The 20788-nt window shown below is 64.6% G+C and carries 11 protein-coding genes and 2 pseudogenes; 3 read left to right on the plus strand and 10 right to left on the minus strand.

Annotated elements, in window-relative coordinates; genetic code table 11:
- Window positions 1–237: pseudogene (locus C7411_RS04465) on the plus strand (branched-chain amino acid ABC transporter substrate-binding protein); the annotation flags it as partial.
- Between the two features lie 64 nt (window positions 238–301).
- Here C7411_RS04465 and C7411_RS04470 read toward each other — a convergent pair.
- From C7411_RS04470 to C7411_RS04485, 4 genes are all read right to left on the minus strand, one after another.
- Window positions 302–2287 (minus strand): heavy metal translocating P-type ATPase, encoded by a 1986-nt coding sequence (locus tag C7411_RS04470; RefSeq protein WP_110383913.1) that lies wholly within the window; start codon window positions 2285–2287, stop codon window positions 302–304.
- The gene (gene hflK / locus C7411_RS04475; RefSeq protein ID WP_110383912.1) at window positions 2284–3318 is read right to left on the minus strand and encodes a protease modulator HflK; all 1035 of its coding nucleotides are present in this window, start codon (window positions 3316–3318) and stop codon (window positions 2284–2286) included. The genes C7411_RS04470 and hflK overlap by 4 nt, the downstream gene beginning before the upstream one ends.
- Window positions 3315–4298 (minus strand): protease modulator HflC, encoded by a 984-nt coding sequence (hflC, locus tag C7411_RS04480; RefSeq protein WP_243413043.1) that lies wholly within the window; start codon window positions 4296–4298, stop codon window positions 3315–3317. Before hflC ends, hflK begins: the two co-directional genes overlap by 4 nt.
- Window positions 4299–4413: 115 nt before the next feature.
- Entirely contained in the window at window positions 4414–6300 is a 1887-nt protein-coding gene (locus tag C7411_RS04485) for an SPFH domain-containing protein (protein ID WP_243413044.1), read from the minus strand.
- 267 nt (window positions 6301–6567) lie between these two features.
- Between C7411_RS04485 and C7411_RS04490 the strand changes: the two are divergent.
- Both C7411_RS04490 and C7411_RS04495 read left to right on the plus strand, forming a co-directional pair.
- Window positions 6568–7976 (plus strand): annotated as a pseudogene (locus C7411_RS04490) (sensor domain-containing diguanylate cyclase).
- Window positions 7977–8253: 277 nt separating this feature from the next.
- Window positions 8254–9579, plus strand: coding sequence for an MFS transporter (locus C7411_RS04495; protein ID WP_207786524.1), 1326 nt, complete (start codon window positions 8254–8256; stop codon window positions 9577–9579).
- 12 nt (window positions 9580–9591) lie between these two features.
- On the opposite strand, the gene C7411_RS04500 is transcribed toward C7411_RS04495, so the two are convergent.
- The 6 genes from C7411_RS04500 to C7411_RS04525 all read right to left on the minus strand — a co-directional run bounded on the left by C7411_RS04500 (window position 9592) and on the right by C7411_RS04525 (window position 20424).
- Window positions 9592–10389 carry a sulfite exporter TauE/SafE family protein gene (locus C7411_RS04500; RefSeq protein WP_110383909.1) on the minus strand — a complete coding sequence of 266 codons (798 nt, stop codon included), beginning with the start codon at window positions 10387–10389 and terminating at the stop codon, window positions 9592–9594.
- 131 nt (window positions 10390–10520) lie between these two features.
- Window positions 10521–11033 (minus strand): H-NS histone family protein, encoded by a 513-nt coding sequence (locus tag C7411_RS04505; RefSeq protein ID WP_110383908.1) that lies wholly within the window; start codon window positions 11031–11033, stop codon window positions 10521–10523.
- Between the two features lie 231 nt (window positions 11034–11264).
- Window positions 11265–14735 carry an ATP-binding protein gene (locus tag C7411_RS04510; RefSeq protein WP_110383907.1) on the minus strand — a complete coding sequence of 1157 codons (3471 nt, stop codon included), beginning with the start codon at window positions 14733–14735 and terminating at the stop codon, window positions 11265–11267.
- A 3-nt stretch (window positions 14736–14738) separates the two neighbouring features.
- Entirely contained in the window at window positions 14739–15989 is a 1251-nt protein-coding gene (locus tag C7411_RS04515; protein WP_110383906.1) for a metallophosphoesterase family protein, read from the minus strand.
- A 2234-nt stretch (window positions 15990–18223) separates the two neighbouring features.
- Window positions 18224–19219 (minus strand): ParB/RepB/Spo0J family partition protein, encoded by a 996-nt coding sequence (locus tag C7411_RS04520; RefSeq protein WP_110383905.1) that lies wholly within the window; start codon window positions 19217–19219, stop codon window positions 18224–18226.
- Window positions 19216–20424, minus strand: coding sequence for an AAA family ATPase (locus tag C7411_RS04525; RefSeq protein WP_062859876.1), 1209 nt, complete (start codon window positions 20422–20424; stop codon window positions 19216–19218). The genes C7411_RS04520 and C7411_RS04525 overlap by 4 nt, the downstream gene beginning before the upstream one ends.
- Between the last annotated feature and the right edge of the window lie 364 nt (window positions 20425–20788).

Here is a 20788-nt window from a genome sequence, read left to right on the forward strand (position 1 = left end):
GTGCTCTCGTACGCGCCGTTCGGCTACGACGCGGCGTGGGCCGCCATCAAGGCGATGCAGGCCGCCAATTCGACGAAGCCCTCCGACTATCGCGCGAAGCTGCAAGCCAGCAGCTTTGACGGCATCACCGGCGATATCGGGTTCAACACGAATGGCTCGCTGAAGAACGGTTCGTCCACGGTCTATCAGGTGAAGAACGGCCAGTGGGTGACGGTCAAGACGGTCAGCGGTCTTTGATCGCCAACGCGGGCTTCGCCGCTTTCAGGCGAGGCCCGCAGCCGTCGACGATAAAGGCCGTTCGTCACTCGTCGCGCAACAGACGCCCCGCGTTCGCGATCACCACGAACGTGCCCACGTTGTGCAGCACCGCGCTAGCCACGGCGCTCAACACCCCAAGCGCCGCGAGCGTGATGACGGCCACCGTCCATGCGAGCCCGATCGCCGCGTTCGCCGTCGCGATGCGCCGGCAGCGCCGCCCGAGGCGCACGCTGTCCGGCACGCGGCGCAGGTCGTCGGCGAGCAGCACGATATCGGCAGCGGCCACGGCGATATCGATGCCGCGCTCGCCCATCGCCACGCTGGTCGCGCCGGCCTTGATCGCGAGCACGTCGTTCAGGCCGTCGCCGACCACCATCGGGCGATGCCCCGCGCCGATCTCGCCCAGCACATAGTCGAGCTTGTCGTGCGGCAGCGCATGCGCCACCATGGTGTCGATGCCCACTTCGGCCGCCACGCGGCGCGCCACACGCTCGCGGTCGCCCGTGAGCAGCGTCGCACGCTCGATGCCGAGCGCGCGCAGCCCGTCCAGCGCTTCGCGGGCTTCCGGGCGCACCGTGTCGGCAAAACCGAACCATGCGAGCAGGCGGCCATTGAGCGCGATGCCTGCGCACGGGCCGTCCAGTTCCGCAGGTGCGGGCGGCAGCACGCTCACGTATTGTTCGAGCAGGTCATGGCGGCCCAGCACGGCCTCGCCTTCGGACGTCGTCGCGAGCACGCCAAGTCCGCGCAGTTCGCGCGCGTGCGGGGGCGGCGCAGTTTGCGGCATTTCCGGCGCGCCGTAGCGCAACAGCGCGCGACACACGGGATGCGCGCTGATCCGGGCGAGCTGCACGGCCAGCGCCAGCGTGCCGGCTTCGTCCGCGCCCGGCTGCAGCACCACCGTCGTCACGCGCAACTCGCCGTGCGTGAGCGTGCCCGTCTTGTCGATCACGAGCGTATCGATCTCGGCCAACGCGTCGATAAAGGCCGCATTCCTGAACAAGATTCCGCGCCGCGCGCCCGCCGCAACCCCGGCGATCGCGGTGGAGGGCGCTGCCAGCACGAGCGCGCATGGGCACGCGGCGACGATCACCGCCAGCATGGCAGAAGCGTTCGCGCTCACGAACCACACGATCGCTGCGATCAGCAGCACGAGCGCGAGGTAGGCGTCCATATAGCGTTCGAGCGCCTGCGTGATGGGCGGCTTCGCGGCCTCGGCGCGCTGCATCAACTCGACGACCTTGCCCAGCGTCGAGGCCGCGCCGACATGCGTGATTTCCACGCGCAGCGGGCCGTCCAGATTCATCGCGCCGCCGAACACGCGCGCGCCCTCGCCCGCGTCCTGCGGCAGCGATTCGCCCGTGATCGGCCCGTTGTCGATGGCTGAGCGGCCGTGCCGCACGATGCCGTCCGCGGGCACGCGCGAGCCGGGCAGCACATCGACGACGTCGCCCGGGCGCAGCGCGTCATAGGGCACGGTCTCGATCGCGCCCGCGGCACTCACGCGCCGCACGTCGCCGGCAGTAAGGCGGCCTAGCGCACGGATCGCTTCCTGCGAGCCGAGCACGCTGCGCTCTTCGAGCGCGTGGCCGAAAGTCATCACGATGGGCAGGAGCGCGGCCGTCGTCATGTCGCCCATGGCCCAAGCGCCCAGCATGGCGAGCGCGATGAGGCGGTCGGTCACGCCGTGCAGACTCGGTGTCCTGAGGCTGCGCCACGCGCCCGCGAATACGGGCGGCGCGACCACGAGCGAAGCTACCGCCGCGAGCGCTTGCGCGAGCGTGGCGTTACCGTTGAACAGATAAGGCCACGCGAGCGAGAGCAGCAGCAACGCGCCCGCGAGCAGCGCGAGCAACGTGTGGCGCGTGATGGCGCGGCGCTCGGCGTCCGACATGACGAGCGTGGCGACGGATTGCCCTGCCTGCCCTTCATGACCTTCGCGCGCGTGGCCGTGGCCGTGCGCCGATCCGGTTTCATGTGCGGCACCGGGCGCGCGCTGACTCGCCGGCGTTTCGTATGGCGTGGTCATGGCGCGCGCCCCGGCAGCACGAGGCTCGACGCATCGTTGGGGTCGAGCGTCGTCACGCGCGCGGCGTGCGCGAGCACCGCCTGCACGCGGTCGCGATACGCGCGCGCAAGCAGCCCCGGGTCGTGGTTCGCGCCCAGTGCCGCTTCGAGCTGCGCGATCGTCGAGGTTTCCGACTGCGCCGTCGCCACGCGTTCCGCCGCGCTGGCTTGCGCGTCCTGCACGATGCGGTCGGCGCTTTGCTGCGCGTGCTGCCGCGTTTTCTCCGCGAGCGTGCGCGCCTGCGCGACATCGCGCTCGGCGTTCTGCAGCGAAGTCAGCACCGCATTGAACGCATCGACCGCCGAAGCCGGAAACGACGCTTGCCAATCCATGCGCGAGACTTCGATGCCGAGCCCAGCATGCACGGCAGTCAGCGCATCGAGCTGACGCTGGACTGCGCGCGCGAGATCGCCGCGTAATTGTTCGCGACGCGCGGCCATTTGCTGATCGGCGGCCATCATCTCCGGGCGAGCGACGAGGATCGAATCGAGGTCGCGTTGCGCCGCGGTTTGCGCGACCGCCGCCGAGACGATGCGTTCGAGCGCGGCATCGAGGCGCCCGAGCTGCAACGCATACGCGTATGGATCGCTCACGCGGTAGAACAGCGTCGCGCTCACCTGCACGACGCCGTTGTCGCCCGTGAGCACGTAGCCGGAGCCGGCGAGCGCGTCGCTGGCATCGCTCAGTTGCGCGGGCGCACCCGGATCGCGTGTGAGCGAGACGATGCGCCGTTCGAGCACACGCTCGCTGCCCGGCACGAGCAGCACCGTTTCGAACGGCCGCGGCAACGCGACGAGCAGCCCCGCGCCCTGGCTGCGCACATAGGCGCCAAAGCGCATCACGACGGCGCTGCTGTCCGCGGGAATGCGGCGTACGTTCGAGGTGGCCCACGCGAGCGCCGCGAGCACGGCCAGCGCAGCGATGAACCAGAACGACACACGCACCGCCTGTGCGCCGGGCCCGAGCGCCGCGAAGTTATCGCTCGTGTTCATGGTGTGTGCCCGCGTGCTCGCACAGTCGTTGCGGGCGCAACGACATGGCTCGATGGCGTCTTGGCCGCACCGAGCCCAGGCGGGCCCTGCACCAGCGCGCGGAATGGCGCGGCGTCGGTGCTCAGGATCAGGTTCGTGTTGCTATTGACGACCGTGCCGAGCGTGTCGAGCGAACGCAGCATCGTGTAGAGCTGCGGATCGGCGGCGTAGCTCTTGCCGTAGATGGCCGCCGCGTCCTTGCGCGATTGCGCCTCGATATCGGCGGCCTTCACGTTGGCGTCGGCGATCAGTACGCGCGCGTCGCGATCGGCGTCCGAGCGGATCTGCGCCGCTTCGCGCAGGCCTTCGGCCGTGCGCTGCGCGGCCACGGTCTCGCGCTCCGCGCGCATGCGATCGACGGTCGCGGCCAACGTCACGGCAGGCAGCGTGAGGCGCTCGAGACCCACCTGCACGACGTGCACGCCATAGGCCGCATAGACCTGCGCATCGGCCTGGCGGCGCAGCGCCTCTTCGAATGCACCGATGCGGACCTGCGACGGATCGGTATTCACGAGCGAAGCCAGATCGAAGCCGGCAGACGTGGTCTGCAACGCCGAGCCGGCCAGCGAGCGAATCTGGCGCGCGGCTTCGTCGGGTTCGTTGCGCACCGCGCGCACGAAGCGGCCAATGTCGTTCGGATTGGCGGGCACGCGCCACGCCACATAGGCCTGCACGATGATGCGCAACCCGTCGCGCGTGCCGACGTCCTGCAAGCCGCTCGACGTCGTGTGCAGCCGCAGATCCACCGGCACTGCCGCCTCGACGGGCGCGGGCAGCCGCCACGCAAGACCGGGCCGCAGCAGCACGCGCACGGGGTCGCCAAAGCGCGTGACGACGGTGGCTTCGCCCTCGCGCACCTGCACGACGCTCGCCACGATGAGCGCGACGATCACGCAGAACAGCGCAAACGCCGCACGCAACGCGAAGCGCCGGGGATTCACGGGCGCTGATCCGGCTGCGCCGTGGTCATGATGATGATGAGAATGCGCATCGCCGTGCGTATGCAAAAGGCTCACGTTCGAATCACCTTGCTCTATATACGTATGGGGTAACGGGTTACCAGGCCTGCTTCATGCCTGCCGCCGTGGGCGGGCTCAACGTGCGCAGGTCGATCGTCGCGCGGCTGCCGCTCGCGAGCCGGTCGTCGATCACGGTCACGCTTGCGTTTTTCAGCCCTTTTTGCAGGCTGTGCAGGTAATACTCGAAGCCGAAAGCCGGGCCGCCGAGCTGCTGCGCGATCACATCGGCGTCGAAGCCGATCTGCTGCGCGCGCGCGGCGGCAAGCGTGTCCGCCGCGTTCGCGCTGCCTTGCGCGATGGTCTCGATCGCCTGTTGCTGCGCCTGCCCGAGCGTCGCCGCCGCGAAGCCGCGCGCCTGCACCACGCTGGCCTGCGCGCGAATCTGCGCGGCCTGCACGCCGTGATACGCGGCGGCCGCGCCCGCGGGCGGATGCACGCTCTCGATCACCACGGCCACGACCTCGATGCCGCTCGCGAGCCGGTCCAGCTCGTGCTGTACAGCGCCGCGCAGCGCGCCGGCCATGGCCGTTTGCGGCGTGTCGAGCAGCGACGGCAACGTGCGCGACGCGAGGTAACGCACGACCTCGCGGTTCGCGATCGAGCGCACGGTGCCGTCCATATCGACCGCTCGATAAAGCGAGGCGCGCGCCGCCGCGTCCGTGAGGCCGACGCGATAATCGAGCCGCACGTCCGCGCTCACGATCTGGAACGCCTGCTGGGCGCCGCTCGTGCCCGCTATCACCTGAGTCGTCTCCCAAGGATGCACCACGTCCCACAGGCGATTCAACTGCGCGGGTGTGTCGCCATCTGCGGAAACGACGGGCGCGGCGCGGCTGCTGTCGTTCGCGCTGCCCGAGACGATCAGTTGATGGACCGCGCCGTTGTCGATCACGCGCGCGCGGCCGAAGGGCCAGGGCAGGCCCGCGTGCAGGCCCGGCTGCCACACGGCGACAGGTGCGCCAAAACGCTCGTATACCGCGCGCTGATCGGGGCCGAGGATCGTCACGCCGCCGAGGAGCCAGCCCGCCGCCACCATGGTCACCAGCGCGCCTGGCAGGAGGCGGGCGAAGCTCCGCAGCGCCCAGTTCTGCCGCAGATCGATGCCATAGCGCATCCGCATTTGGGCATTGAGCACGGCAAGCGGACGTGCCTGCACGCTCAGCACGCCCGCGATGCTGCTATGCAGGAAGCGGCCCTCGTCGGGCTTTGCCAGCGCCGCGAACACCGCACGCAGACCGAGTTCAACGGCAATCGCGCCACAAAGCACGGCGACGATACGCACGAGCCACGTCAGCGCCTCGCCCGCGTAAGCGAGCGCCGCGACCGAAGCCGCCATACTCAACGCAGCGACGAGCACCACGCGCAACACTCCCGCGAGCGCGGCGGATTCACGCGATTGTGCGGCGCGTTGCGCATGAGAGCGCTCGGCCACAAGCACAGCAAAAGCGATCACGAACGCGGCGGCTTGCGCGACGAGGAAAGGCGCGGATTCACGCTGCGAAACCATGGGTGCAAAGGCGGTGGACGTCCACGCAGAAATGGCGAGCGCAAGCGAAACGAGCGCGGCGAGCGGGGCGATCCACCCTTGCCACGGAAGCGACTGCAGCAGGCCGCGCATGTCGGCGGCCTCCGAATTACGCCGGAACGCGAGGCGCAGGAGGCGCAGCGTGGTCTTCGAAACTGGCTCGACGGCCGGCACGCGCGCCGCCAACAGCCGCGCGCCGAAGACGACGATGAAGAGATTGAGGCACGCGCTCGACATCACGGCGCATATGCGCACGTCGAACAACGTAGCGGGAACGAATGCCAGCACGCCGAACACGGCGGCCACCCCCAAAGCCGACCAGCCGAGCCTCGTCTGGCCCGCACGACCGCCGAGCCAGCCATATCCTTCGCGGTGGTCGCGAGATGCGCGATGCATCATCAGCAATCCTTACATACGAATTACACGAAACAGCCCGGTACGATACGCCCGCCGATCGCACCAGACTCAATTTCGCGCGCCCAATGTAGCGCGCTCAAAACCGAAACTCAATATAAGTGGGCCCGTGCATCCGTGCCCCACTATTTAGCCGATTCGGAGCACAATACCTTCAGTCAAATTTGTCTGCTTTCCGGACGCGAGCGGCCCCTCACGCTGTCACACCACGATCACCGTTTTCGAGCTGCGCATCAACCCCAAAGTCATCATATGGACGGCTTGCTGATCGGTCCGGCAACACGCAGGCAGGCGCTGTTCGCCAGCGTATGCGCGTTTGCGATCCTCCTCACGTTCGCGCTCGCGGCGCCGCGTGCGCGCGACGCTCTGCCCGGCATCGCCCCGTTCATGCCGATGTGCGCGCTCACGGTGTTCACCACGTCGAGCATCGCGGCGTTCCTGCTGGGCGCGCGTTTCGCGGCCACGCGCGTGGCCATGCTCGCCGCGCTGGGCGGCGCTTACGCGTTCACGGCCATTACCGTTGCGCTGCAACTGTTGATGTTGCCCGGCGTGTTTGCGCGCACCGGGCTATTCGGCGCGCTCCCGAATAGCGCCGCATGGATGTGGGTGTTCTGGCACGCAGGCTTTCCCGCGCTCGTCATCGTGGCCGAACTGGTGAGAAGCGCCTGCCCGCCCCGCCGTTCGCCCGCGAACGTCTCGACGCGCGCGGCTGGCTGCTGATCGTGGGCCCGGCGGCGGTCGCCGCCCTGCTGGGCGTGCTCGTCACGCATGTCGACCTCGCATCGCCGTTTCGCGACGTTGCGAACGCTGCGCCGGCGGCGGCTCCCTCGCCGGCATCGGCCATCGCGAACAATCTCGCGGGCCTCGTGATTTGCGCGCTCAACCTGATCGCCATCGCGCTCGTGCTGCTCAAGGGACGGTTGCGCCTCGTGCTCGATTTGTGGATCGTCGTGGCGCTGCTCGCGTCGCTCGTCGACGCCGCGCTCAATACGCTCAGCATCGAGCGCTTCACGGTGGGCTGGTATGTCGCGCGCGTGTTCAGCATGTTCGCGCCAGGCGTGCTCGTGTGCGTACTGGTGTGGGAAGTGACGGCGCTCTATCGCCAGCTCGCCGATGAACACGCTACGCTGATCCGCGCCTCCGCCCGCGATGCGCTCACGCGCGTCTATAACCGCAGCTATTTCGACGAGCAGTTCCGCGAGGCCTTCGAGCGCGCCGTGCGCAGCGGCCGGCCGCTCTCGCTCGTGATGTTCGATGTCGATCACTTCAAGCACTACAACGACGCCTTCGGCCATCTGCATGGCGACGCTTGCCTCGGCGCCGTAGCGGGTGCGCTAGCCGCCACGCTTGCGAGCGCGTTGCCCGCGCCGGGCGGTTTCGTCGCGCGCTATGGCGGCGAAGAATTCGCGCTCGTCCTGCCCGATACCGGCGCGGATGAAGCCGCGGCGCTCGCCGAACGCGCACGCGCCGCCGTCGAGCAACTCGGCATTCCCGCTCCGGCCGCAGGCGGCCTCGTGACGGTGAGTGCGGGCTGCGCCACCCGCGACGCGATCGTTGCGTCGTCCCCCAATGCGCTGATCGAAGCCGCCGATGCCGCGCTCTATGCGGCCAAACACGCCGGCCGCAACCGCGTGAGCCACGCGGGCGCGAGCTTCGCGTAACGCGCGCCGCTTATGTCGGCATAAGCGGCATTACCAGAAGCGCAACGCATTTGGGTTTCAACCAGGTGCTTCCATGTCCCGGCATCAATAAAGTGCGTGCTATGGCCTGTATCGGCATTTGCATACGTTGCGCGCAACCATGCAAATACATCGATGCATGCACATATGTTCCCCACACGCTTTCAAAATGTAATGAGGAATCGGGATGTCCATTGAAAAATCGGCGGAAATTGCCGCCCGCTTCGACCGGCTGCCGCCTTCGCGCACCGTCTGGTCGATGGTGATTCTGCTGTCGCTCGGCGGCGTATTCGAGTTTTACGACCTCTTCTTCACGGGCTATGTCGCGCCCGGCATGGTGCATTCGGGTCTTTTCACACCAGAATCGCTAGGCTTCTTTTCCGCACTCGGGCCGCTCAAGGTAGCCGGCTTCGGCACCTTCGTGTTCTCGACCTTCGCCGGGCTGTGGGTCGGCGCGCTCGCGTTCGGCCAGGTCGCGGACCGGTTCGGGCGGCGCATCATCTTCACGTGGTCGCTGATCTGGTACATCGTCTGCACGGCGATCATGGCATTTCAGACGAGCGGCCAGGCGCTCAATATCTGGCGCTTCATCGCCGGCATCGGCATTGGCATCGAGCTCGTGACCATCGACACGTATATTTCCGAGCTGATCCCAAGCGGCGAGCGCGGCCGCGCCTATGCGGTCAACCAGTTCATCACGTTCAGCGTGGTGCCCGTGGTCGCGTTTCTCGCCTATATCCTCAAGGACTCGCACCCTATCGGCCTCGACTACTGGCGCGTCGTGATCCTGATCGGCTCGATAGGCGCGGTGGCGGTATGGTTCCTGCGCCGGAGCATCCCCGAAAGCCCGCGCTGGCTCGCGCGCAATGGCCGCGAGGACGAAGCAGAGCGTATCGTTGCCGACATCGAGCGGCGCGTAGCCGCCGAAACGGGCACGGCTTTGCCGCCGCTCGGGGCGATCTCGCTCGAAAAGGCCGGGCGCGGCTCGCTCGGCGAAGTGCTGCGCGCGCCGTATTTGCGGCGCACGGTCATTCTGTCGATTTTCAACATGGCGCAGGTGATCGGATTTTACGGCTTCGCCGCATGGGTGCCGACGCTGCTGATCGCCCGTGGCGTGCACATCACGCAAAGTCTTGCGTACGCCTTTGTGATTGCCATTGCCAATCCGTTCGGACCGCTGATTGGCGTGTGGTTCGCCGACAAGCTGGAGCGCAAGACACAGATCGTCGGCGGCCTCCTCATGATGGGAGTGGTCATCACGCTATTCGCACAAGCCACGCAGCCGTGGGTCCTGATCGTGCTAGGCGTGCTCTTCACGCTCGCTTCGAACGTGATGTCCTACGCCTATCACGGTTACCAGGCCGAGCTTTACCCTACGCGCATCCGCGCTCGCGCCGTCGGCTTCGTCTATTCGTGGAGCCGCATTGCCGCCGCGTTCGCGGGGTTGGCCATCGGCATTCTGCTCCATCATTACGGTGTGCCTGGCGTCGCGGTGTTCATTGGCGCTTCGATGCTCGTGGGCATCGTGATGATTCTGCTTGGGCCGGTTACGCGCGGGCTCTCGCTCGAATCGATCAGTCATTGAGTCAGGCGATCGTCAAAACAGGACGTGCGATTTGACGATCATCTGCACGGCTGCGGCCAGCACGCACACGAGCACGACCACGCGAAACACGAGCGGATGCAGGCTGTCGCGCAACGGCCGAATGAGCAGCATGCCCGCGATGGCGGGCACGCTGGCCGCCGCCGAAATCGCGAGATCCATGAGACCCGCGTGCGCGCCGTGGCTGAACGTCGTGATGAGCGTGATGACCGAAACGACGAGAATGATCGCAATCTGTTTCGTGAAGGCGCGACCCGTGGCGCCCGACGCGATCAGATACATGGCGAGCAACGGCCCCGGCACGGCGGCAATGCTCTCCATGAGCGCCGCCCCGAAGCCGAGCGCGAAACCCACTGGCCGCGCGAGCGCAGGCGCGAGTTTGAAACGCGGCGAAACGAGCAAAAGCAAGGCCGCCACGATCAACGCCACGCCCGAGGCCGCCTGGGCGTGATGCGGCTCCAGCGCGATCAGCACGGAAACCCCAATCACATTGCCGATCACGGTGCCAATCAACGGCGCCGCGATATTGCGCACGGTAGGCAGCATTTCGCCACCCTCCAGCGCCTGCGGAATATTGCCGAGAATGATCGGCATGGACAGCAGCAACACCGCTTCCTTGACCGGCAAAAAATGCGTGACGATGGGCATGGCCACGAGCGGCACGCCGATGCCCGTCACGCCCTTCACCATACCGCCCAGCACGAGCGCAACCGCAATGCCGAGCCATTGAAGTCCGTCGAGCGACTGCAGATGGGGCGCGAGAAGGCCCGAGGAAAAAGAAAAGCCGGACATCGGTGACGATCAGGGCGTTGGCGCGTGTCGTTTCGCGCCGCTCATGTGAAAGTGGCCGCGGGCGTCGAAACGCCGGCGCGGCCACCGGTTCGCAAGCGAATTTCGCTTATGCGCTTTTCTCAGCGACTTTATTAAGCAGCCGCTGCGGCTTGTGCCGGCCTGGCGGCGGCTTTACGGCCTGCCGTTTTACGCGCCGCCCGCTTTGCGGGTGCAGCTTTCTTCGCGGGCGCGGCCTTGGCGCGTTTCGCCGCGGTCTTTTTCACCGCTGCAGCATTGGCGCGCGGTTTGCGCGCGACCTTGGTAGCAGCCGTTGCCGCGCTGCCGTCGATCAGGAATTTCGAACGGTCTTTCACGTCGCGAATCCATGCCGGCGCACGGCCACGGCCGGTCCACGTGGCGCCCGTTTTCGGATCGGCGTATTTGGCCGCAACGGTGCGTTTTGCACCGGCAGCCCTGACGCCTTTGCCAGGCTTGCGGCCGCGCTTCTTGCCGATGAAGCGGTCGATGTCGGCCACGCTCAGGCCATGTTTGACCATCAGATCGCGGATTTTTGCGAGACCGGCCGACGCTTGTTTTTCCACGATCGATTCGGCCTGCTTTTGCAGCTTCGCGATCTTCGATTGAATTGCATCCAGGGTGACCATTCACATCTCCTTATTCACGGTTTTTACGGACACCCTTCAACCGTTACTGGCCGATCGAATTGCGATCTTGTCGGCCGGGGCGTCGCGAAAGACAGGTGATTATGAAGTCAAATCACGCATGCTGGCAAATTATACGAATGTTTTGTAGTGGAAAACATGTTTCCTGATCAGACTATTGATCGTTCCGCATACAAAGTCCCCATGAATTCTCTTTCGGCAACATTCGCACCGCTACGCGGCGAGAGGCGTGCGCTGCAATTCGACTACATTGACCTGCGCGCCAAATATCTCGCGAATCAAGGGCAAAAGGTGATCGTGGTGCGTGAGAAACAACACCTGGGTTTTCGCGGAGAGATTCCGTAAAGCCGCGAAACCGGCCTTTGCGCGCTCATCGTCGAAATTGATGAAGAGATCGTCGGCAACGAAGGGCAGCGCCGCCTTGCTCACCAGCTGCAATTCAAGGGCCGCGATGCGCAGCGCGAGAAAGAGCTGGTCGCGCGTGCCTTCGCTCATTCCACTCACTTCCACGGTTTTGCCGGTGTTGCGGCGCGCATACAATGCGGGCGGATTGCGTTCGTTATCCACCACGAGCCTCGCGAAATCACCGAGCGTGAGTCCGCTGAATATTTCACCCGCGCGACGCAGCATCGGCCCCTGCTTCTGGTCGCGATAACGGTCCGTTGCCCATTTGAGCAGGCGGCTTGCGGTCGCGGCTTCGAGATATTGCTCCGCGGCGTCGCCCATGGCGCTCAGGGCTTCCTGTCGTTTCGCTTCGGCGAGCGCGGCATTGGCCTGGCCGTTGATCGCGTCGAACGCCTGCCTCGCGCTCACCTGTTGCTGCAGGCACTCGCTCAACGCGCGCTCGCCCGCTTCGCGTTTCTGGTTCACGGTTGCGAGCAGCGCGGGCACCTCGGTGATGGGCTGCTCCGCGATCTCCGCCTCGATGGCCTCTTGTGCAAGTCCGTCGCCTTCGCGCACGAGCGTGTCACGCGCCGCCGAGATCGCTTTCGACAGCGCGCGACGCGCGTCGGAACGCTCGGCGAGCGGCAATGCTGCGTCAATTTCGCTCACGCCGGCCAGCTTCAGGATGGGCTCGATCCGCGCCTGTGCGCCCGCCACCGCCGCCGCGGCGTCGGCCACGCGCGTGCGGGCAACCTGCACGTCGGCGTCGGCCTGGGCGAGGGATTTCGCCGTTTCGCGCGCGGCTGCGAGTCGCGCCGCGAGTTGGCGCGCCACGTCGATGCCATCGCTCGACGCAGGCCATTCGGGCGCGAGCGCCTCGGCGAGACGCCGCGCGTCGGTTTCCAGCATCGCCAATTGCGTGCGGATTGCGCGAATGCGGTTACGGGGTGCTTCGGCGTCCGAAAAAGCGGCTGCAATGGTGTTGGCGAGTTCGACGGCGCCTTCCGCCGCCGCGAGCGTCGCCGCGCGGGCGCCGAGATTCGCTTGCGCGAGTGCCGCGCGCCATTGCGTCTGCCACTTTGCGTAGGCCTCCTGTTCAATCGTCAAACGGGCTTGCGCGGATGCACTCGCGCGTTCGGCGTCGCGAATCTGCGCCGCCAGACCTTCTCGCTGCACGGCGCTCTTTTGAGCCGATTGCACGACGGTTTCCGCCTTGCCGATCAAGGTCGTCAGTGCATCGTCTTCGTTCGCCGGCACCACCGGACGCAACGTTTCGAATAGCGCCGCATGCGCGGCGATGCGCGCCGCTCGACGCGCTTCAAGCTCGCTCGCGCGCCGATCGCATTCGCCCTGTGCGTTGAGCGCCGCTTCGCGATTCGCGAGCCACGCGCTCATATCAGCAAGCGGCAGGCCAGCCAGCTGCGCATCAATGGCAGTTTGTGCCCAGGCATTGCGAAAGGCTTCGAGTTCGCGCTCGCGTTCGCCCAACGCCGCAAGCTTGCGCTGCGCATTCGCGCGCGCCGTTTCGACTTGCTGACGCAAGTTCAGCAACGTGGCCGCAGCCTGCGAAGTGCCGAGTTGCGCGTCGACGAGTTCGTCGGCCAGACGCATCGCATCGTCCACGGCGGGGGCACCCTCAGCGAGACTGACGCGCGCCGCCTTGACTTCGCGCCACGCGCTATCGCGGCGCGTGCGCGCCGCCTGCACTTGCGCAGTCGTGACAACCTTGTTGCCCTGCGTGAAATGCTTCTCCTGCAATTCGAAACGCTCGGTATCCTCCAACGCGGCAGCGGCGGCTTCCTGCGCCGCGGCCACCGCGCTCATGCGCTCGCTTTCTTCCTTTTGCAGTGCGGCGAGGCGTGTGGCCGAGGGCAGGTCGAGCGCGCGCAGCGCCGGCACCGGCTTGCTCCATTGGCCCAGCAGTTGGCGTTTCTCTTCGACTGTGCGCTGCGCATCCGCCAGTTCGCGCTCGAGCGCGCCTTCCTTCGTCGCACTGTTGCGGAACTCGCGCGCATCGTCGAGCGCGGCGTGCAACGCATGCGGCACGTCGATGCCGGGCAGGTGCGCAAGCTGCTGCTGCAATTGCGCAAGCTTGCGCGTCTGTTCGTCATGTGCCTCGCGCGCCGTCGTGAGCGCCTGCTCGCGAAGACCGTGGTCGCGCAGCAGGTTCGTCACTGTCTTGCGCGCGAGCGCGCCGGGCAGCGCCGCGCGCAATGCGGCTTCGTCGCCCGGCCAGCCAAGCTGGGCGGCCGCGGCGAATGCGGCGTCGAGATGGTTGCGGATCTCGGTTTCACGCACCAGCAATTCGCGCGGATGATTGACGCATTCGCCTCGCAGCGTATCGAGCGCGTCGATTTCGGCGGCGAGTGCAAGTGCGGCACGATCGGGCTCGATCGCATCACGTGACGTTTCTTTGCCTGCGAGATCGGCCTGGCGCGCTTCCTGCACTCTGCGCTCGGCGGCGATGTCAGCTTGCGCCTTCAACAGATCGGCATGAGCGGTGGGCGGTAAATCGACGACCTCGCCCAAGGCGGCCAACTCGTGCTGCTTGAGCGAAAGCTCTTCTATATAGGGAGCGAGGCGGCGCACGCGCTCGAGCTTCGAGCGCTGCGACTCGAGACTGCGCTGTTCGGCACGCAAGCGTTCGATGGCCTGTTCGACCGCTTCGAGGGCGTCTTTCTTCTCGACCCAATCACGCGTGCGCACCTGCGCGGCCTTCAGTTCGCTCGTTGCCTCGGCGAACGACGCTTCCGCCTGTGCATATGCACTGCCACTGCGTCGCGCAGCCCAAAGCCCGGCCGCGCGACTCTCCAGTTCCTCGCGCACGGGCCCGAGACTCCCCACGCCCGCCGCCGATTCGAACAGGACCTGCCCGAGTTTGTCCGATGCATCGAGAATGCTGCGGCCGCCTTCAACGAGCCGGGCATGATCAAGGCCGAACATCTGCTCGAAGAAGTCCTTGCTCGTACCGTCGAGAAATGCGGCGAGAAAGTCGTCGGGCAGTTTGTCGTCCTGCGGGGTGCGCAGCGAGTTGCGGCCGCGCGCGCGATGAAATCGTTGCTCGGCCGCGCCGTTTTCCAGCACGCCGCCAATGCGCAATTCCGGCGTGTTGTGGAGAAAGTCGAGCGGCGTTTGCAGGCGCATGCCGAATAACAACTCCGACACAGCGGTCCGCACCGTAGACTTGCCCGCTTCGTTCGGCCCCACGATGACGTGGAAATCGTGCGCCGCGTGGGGAAACGGCAGGGTCGTATCGGTGAACTTGCCGTATTTGATCAAATCGAGTTGCTTCAGACGCACTGGTCATTCTCCCGTGGAAAGGCGCGCAAGCAGCGCGGGACCGACCTGCTCCACCAGCGCCGCGAGTTTGCCCTCGCGCGCGAGTTCGAGCAGCGGCGCGTCTTCTTTCACTTCGCTGCGCACCTTGCCGACGAAGGCGCGCAAATCGCGTTCGAGCAGCGCAAGAAATTCGCCGTCTTGCGCGGCGGCTTCGACTAGCAGTTTGAGATCGGCGAGCGCTTCGATCTGCTCGTTCTGCGCAGCAGCCGTATCGGCGGCGCTCGTTTCGAGCTTGACCTTTTCCAGCCACAGCTTGTCATTGCCGATAATGCCGATCTGATTGAGCACTTCGGCGCGCAATTGCGTAGCGCGCCCGAAAAAGAGTCCATGTGCCGGCGACTTGCCCGTCACCGTCACGCGCACCGCGCGCGGCACATGCGCGTCGACGGACAGCAGCGCTTCGAGCGCAGTGCCAATCTTGCGCGACAGATCCGCGACGCTCTCGCAGTCGCTTGCGTCGACACGCACCGATTCCCAGCGCAGCACGTCGAGGTAGAGACGCTCGACCTCCGTGCGGCCGCCCTCGACGCTCACGAGCACAGCGCCCCGGCGGCCCGTTTCGCGGATGTGCCGGCCCTGCAGATTGCCCGGGAAAACGATGGTCGACTCTTGCGCCCACTGCTGAAATTCGTGGACGTGACCAAGCGCCCAGTAGTCGTAGCCCTTCGCGTGCAATTCGGCACGCGTGCATGGCGCATAGGTCGCGTGCGCGGCATAGCCTTCGAGCGCGGTGTGGAGCACACCGATGTTGTAGTAGCCGGAAACCGGCGACGGATAACCCACGGCGAGATTCTCGACCACGACCTTGTCCTTGAAGCTCTGTCCATGCAGCGCCACCTTGATGTCGTGCAGCGCGTGGGTTTCAGGCTTGCGATGACTGAACACCACCACGTTGTCCGGCAATGTGAGCTTCCTGGTCATTTCACTTTCCGCGTCGTGGTTGCCCCACAACGCGAAGACGCGAATGCCGGCCTTGCGCAGACGTCCCATCTGCTGGCCGAAGAAAATGCCGGTGTTGTGGTCCTTCCAGTCGCCGTCGTAGAGATCGCCGGCAATGACGACGAACGCGACCTCCTCTTCGATGGCTCGATCGACTAACTGGCGCAACGCCTCGCGCGTGGCATTGCGCAATTGAGCGGCCGGCGCATCGGGATAGGCGCTCAGGCCATGTAGCGGGCTGTCGAGGTGCAGGTCTGCCGCGTGGATAAACTTCACGACGTGTCCTCTATGGTGTTTGCGGGCGCTTGACGAAGAAAGGGCGATTGCTGTTTTATCGCTCGAGCGACAAGTGATGCGCGCTGGCGATTCGAGCATGACTGTGAGCCCGGATTGCAGCCTGGCCTGAAATGTGGCTCGGCAACGGGGCCCAATTTTAATCGACGCGGATGGGCGGCTTCGGGCAAGGTGGTGCGTCGAGATTGAAGCGCTCCTCGCACATCAATTCCGCTCTAACTTTGAAAACTACAAAATACGTATTGAAATATACGACTGGCGCCGGTGAGGTGGTTTCTGGCTCGTTGACGACCATTGCCGCTGTGTTTCAGGGGTCGGAGAGCGGTTGTGCCCGTGAAACAAGCACGAGAATTTGGATTGTTTCCGGCGTGTAACGCTTATGGAATAAGGGCTTCGCCAATTTCTCCGTTTAGAGAGAAATGTTTCACGCTGGTTTGACGGTTCTTCGGCGCGGCGCGCCGTGTATCTTGCTCTGACGCGTCCGTTGTTCTCTTCCTCAAGGTCGCTGAGCGGCTGGCTAGCTTCCGGGAGCTGCTCACTCCGGCCGCCTAAAACAAGAAAGCAAAGTAGCGATCAGCGAGCCAACACCGTGGAGATACAACGGAGGCGTTGTACGGGGCGCACGTCTTATATTGCTTGCTCCGTCCGCAGCGGCATTGGTAGGTTTGTCGGTTAGTTGCATTTATAGCGTTTCTTTGCTGAACGAATGAAGCCGATTTATTCAGCGCCGGGGAGACATGTCCCCCTGTCGCTTGCCGGTTGTGCAACGAATAACCGGACAAGCTCATTGCAGGGAGGCGGAGGTCAGCCGCCTTGGCGCGTCGCCGTGGCGAGCGGTATCCACCGCTCGCCTCCCAGCCTTCCCGAAAACTGGTACCACGTGAGAATTAGCGGGCGGCGCTACTTCGGCTATGCCGGAGGCAACCGGTCTGGAATCCCGGCGTAAAGGTCACTGATTGGGCATGAGCGCAAAGCGTGAGAATTTATTCTGGCGCGTGGACGCAGCGCTCGTCGTCGATGATGGTGTCGAGGACAAATCAAGGTCGGCGATGTTGGAAAGTTGTGGCGCTAAGCCACGTGGACGGCTCGCTGTGCCGGCGCTTCATGGGCCACGCCTGGCGTTGGCACAACATCGCAGTCGGTCCATACGGCACTCCGCAACTACTAGCCCTAATTGTCGCCGGTGCATTGTGCGATACGGCTCAATGCGATGGCCTACACATTTCGATCAGCCGCCCCAACGGACGACGCGTCGACATGCCGCGAACGGATGCCTACGAGCACAACGCTAAGCGCTACGCCCGACCGCACCCCCGCTTATTCTTGTTCTTCAAGAGTGGAACATGGCGCTTATCCATTTCATCAGATCGGCCCTATCTCGGCCGGAACGGCTGGGGCGCCATCGTCTTCCGCAGGCGAACAGATACCCCGTATTTGAAGCCATGGAGCGTTGGGGTACGTCGGCGGTGTGTCGACTCGACACACGGGTTGGCATGATGGGACATATGCGCTGACGACGCTAACGGCAACCGTGGCGGCCGGCGCCAAGGGCATCCGCGTGAGCGGATCGTGCATCTTTCACGCGTGGGGCGCGCCAGGCGCTTCCTCGCGAACCGTGCGATCCACCACTGTGGCATGCCCCAAATCATATTGACCTCAGGCCATCACTGTGGGAGCCAACGACCGTGTGTCGACTCGACACACTGCTCCGGGTCGCAAATCACTATGCGAGCGCACAAGCGACGGATCGTCCTCTCGTATGCAGCACGATTAACACGCGGTGGAGATGCCTCATCCTCATGGGGTGTTGTCGTGCGTCCCATGCCTCTGTCCGCGTGTGTCGACTCGACACAGCGGCCAACCCCAAGCAAATGAATTCGGGGACCACTGCACCGGTTTTCGAGCACGCCGCACGCCGACCGCAACCGTTTGACGCCGGGCGAGTAGTCGATGCGGCCATCCCCTTCGTCTTTCGGCAAGCATGATCGGTCGTGTGTCGAGTCGACACACGAAGCAGGTCGACGGATCCTGGCGCCTCGATACGCTTGTCCACGCGACCACCCCCCCGACGCGTCGACCGCAAGCGGCACCGCCCCGCCAACGCGTCGCCCTTGCGATCGACCTTAACCGTGTGTCGAGTCGACACACCACCCAAGCCGCAAAAAAAAAGCCCGCCGAAGCGGGCTTCCATCCACATCAACGACCTCGCGGCTTAATCAGCCGGGCTTTACATTGAACAACTGACTAATCAGCTCCCGAATTTGCGTTTCCTGGGCGTCCGACAACACGCCCGTCTTGAGCTTCACCGTGAAGCTGTTGGTATCTTTGGTTATGCTGCCGGCGTGGCTCTTGCCCGAAAAGATTTTCTCGATGCTGCGCTCGGATACCCTTTCGGACGATTCACCCCGGCTAGCTTGCGCTCCGATCGCCGCGGCCAGCTTGCCTTGATCCAGCGTCCGGCCGACCACGGCCGGCCATAGCTCGCGCGCCGCCGAAAGACCCGCCGAGCCGTACTTCTTGATTGCCGAAACTACCTCGTCAGCAGCCGACCCGCCGAGTAGCCGCGGATTCAAATCAAGATCGCGTCGAATGAAATCCGGAAGATTTTCGAAGGCCAAGAAGCGGTACAGGCCTTTGCGCGACATGCCCAACGCCTCGGCCATGCGCTTGCGAGTCGGAAATTCCCGTTCGGCGCGGCGCAGCGATTGCCCAATTTCATAATCGGTGAGGTCTTCCCGTCCCACGTTTTCCACGAGCGCGAGCACTGCCATGTCCTGATCGGAGCACTCGATCACAGAGGCACGAATATCCTGCGCCTGAATCAGCGCGTGCGCACGAAGACGCCGTTCGCCGGCGATTAGCTGATAGCCGTTCTCCGCGCGGCGAACGACGATCGGCTCGACAAGCCCGACTTCGCGGATCGATTCCGCCAGAGAGGCCAGGCCCTCGTCGCTGAAAATCTTGCGCGGCTGCCACGGGTTCGGCTGAATCGCGCTCACCGGAAGCATGAGCTTGTCGCTCGTGTTCTCCAGTTCCTGGATGCGCTGCTGCGCCACCGCCAACGCGCCGAGCATGCCGGGCCCGGTCTTGAACGCACTGCTGCGGCGCGGCTCGGCCGGCGCGACGGCGGCCGGTCGTTCGGCGGCGGGGCGCTCCGAAGACGAGCCGAGTTCACGGGTCTTCGCCGCCATCTTGTCGCGGAATGAACTCACTTGCCGGCCCTCCATTGTTCTACGTAAAGATCGTCGATCCACTGTACGTAATCAGTCAGCGGCTGACGCACGCGCGCCACCGTCTTGTCAGCGAGGTCTCCCTTGCTGATGTCGAACACGGTGGCCATGGCGAGCGCACCGTTACTCATCGCGGAACTGGCCGGCACCTCGAGCGCGTTCACCCAGTCCTTGTAGGTCCGCTGCACCCATGAACGCACGACGGGTGCCGACGACGTCTTGCCATAGTCGACCTTCGAAAGCAGGACGGAAACGAAGTCGTAGGTCTTCTCGTCGCCGCGCTCCATGATCGTGTGCGCGAGGTCTGAAAACAGGCTCCAGAACGACACCGAGCTGATGAAATCCAGGCTTTCGGGCACGAGCGGCATGACCATCGCGTCGGCGGCCATGAGCGCATTGATCGTGAGATAGGACAGCGACGGTGCCGTATCCAGAATGATGTAGTCGTATTGCTTACGCAGCGCTTCCACTCCCTGGCGCAGCAGATCCCAGAACTTGAACCCCGGGTTCTTGATCACGGTACCGGGAATGTGGAACTCTGCGGAAAAGAGCGTAGGGTGCGCGGGAATGACGTCGAGCCCATCCCAGTAGGTTTCCTGCACGAAATTCAGCAGACCGCCTTCCATATGCGGGTCGTAGATGAACGGCAGGACCGTGCTATCCTCAGTCACTTCCTTTTCGGCATACAGACCGCAGAGTTCCGTGAGCGACGCTTGCGGGTCCAGGTCGATCAGCAGAACCTTGCGGCCACGCAAGGTCAGGCCTTGCGCGAGACACATGGTCGTGGTCGTTTTCGTCGAGCCGCCCTTGAAGTTGGCAACGAGGATCACCTTGCCGTCGGCATCGCGCACGCCGGTATGGAGCGGTGTCTGATAAATGTCGGAAACCTGCTGGACCCAGGTTCTCGCTTCAGGGAGGGTGAAGACCCGGCTGCGCCCGGATCCTTGCGCCACGCCTTGCGGGAGACCCTCGCGGGTGGCGAGCAGGTTGTTCAATTTGATGCGATCAATGCCGCACATCTCTGCGACTTGAGCGGACGTAAATGTGGGCGCCATCTTTCGCGGCCGCGGCGCCAGCATCATCTCCCGAAGCTCTTCGGACAGACGGCCGGCCTCTTCGGCAAATTCAGTGATCGCGGAAAGATCCACACGTCGATCGATCGACGGCAATTCGATGGTTTTTGCCATTAATACGCTTTTTATCAGAATTTGGATAAAGCGTAGAATACAGCAAAAGCGTATGAAAACCCACTAATTGAGGGCGATATGAAAAAAAGTGACCCTCCAAAACGCCCTCTATGGCCCTCGTCGGACACTCCCAAGGGGCAAAGTACCAGCAAAACCGACAACGTCACCAAGGCCTCTGTAGGCCATCCCCCTCCGATCCGCCTAATTTTTATGCAATTTGCCGGGGCCAGTGCTCTCCGTCGCAACCGCGCCGGTCGAGGTTTTTGTGCAAATCGACCTGCGGATCTTTCTGCGTAGGCTTCATTGCTCGCATGCACCTCGGACAGTCACGGTTTTTGTGCAGTTCCCTCGCCTGATCTGCCGG

The organism is Paraburkholderia silvatlantica, from assembly GCF_003096715.1.
GTDB lineage: Bacteria > Pseudomonadota > Gammaproteobacteria > Burkholderiales > Burkholderiaceae > Paraburkholderia > Paraburkholderia silvatlantica.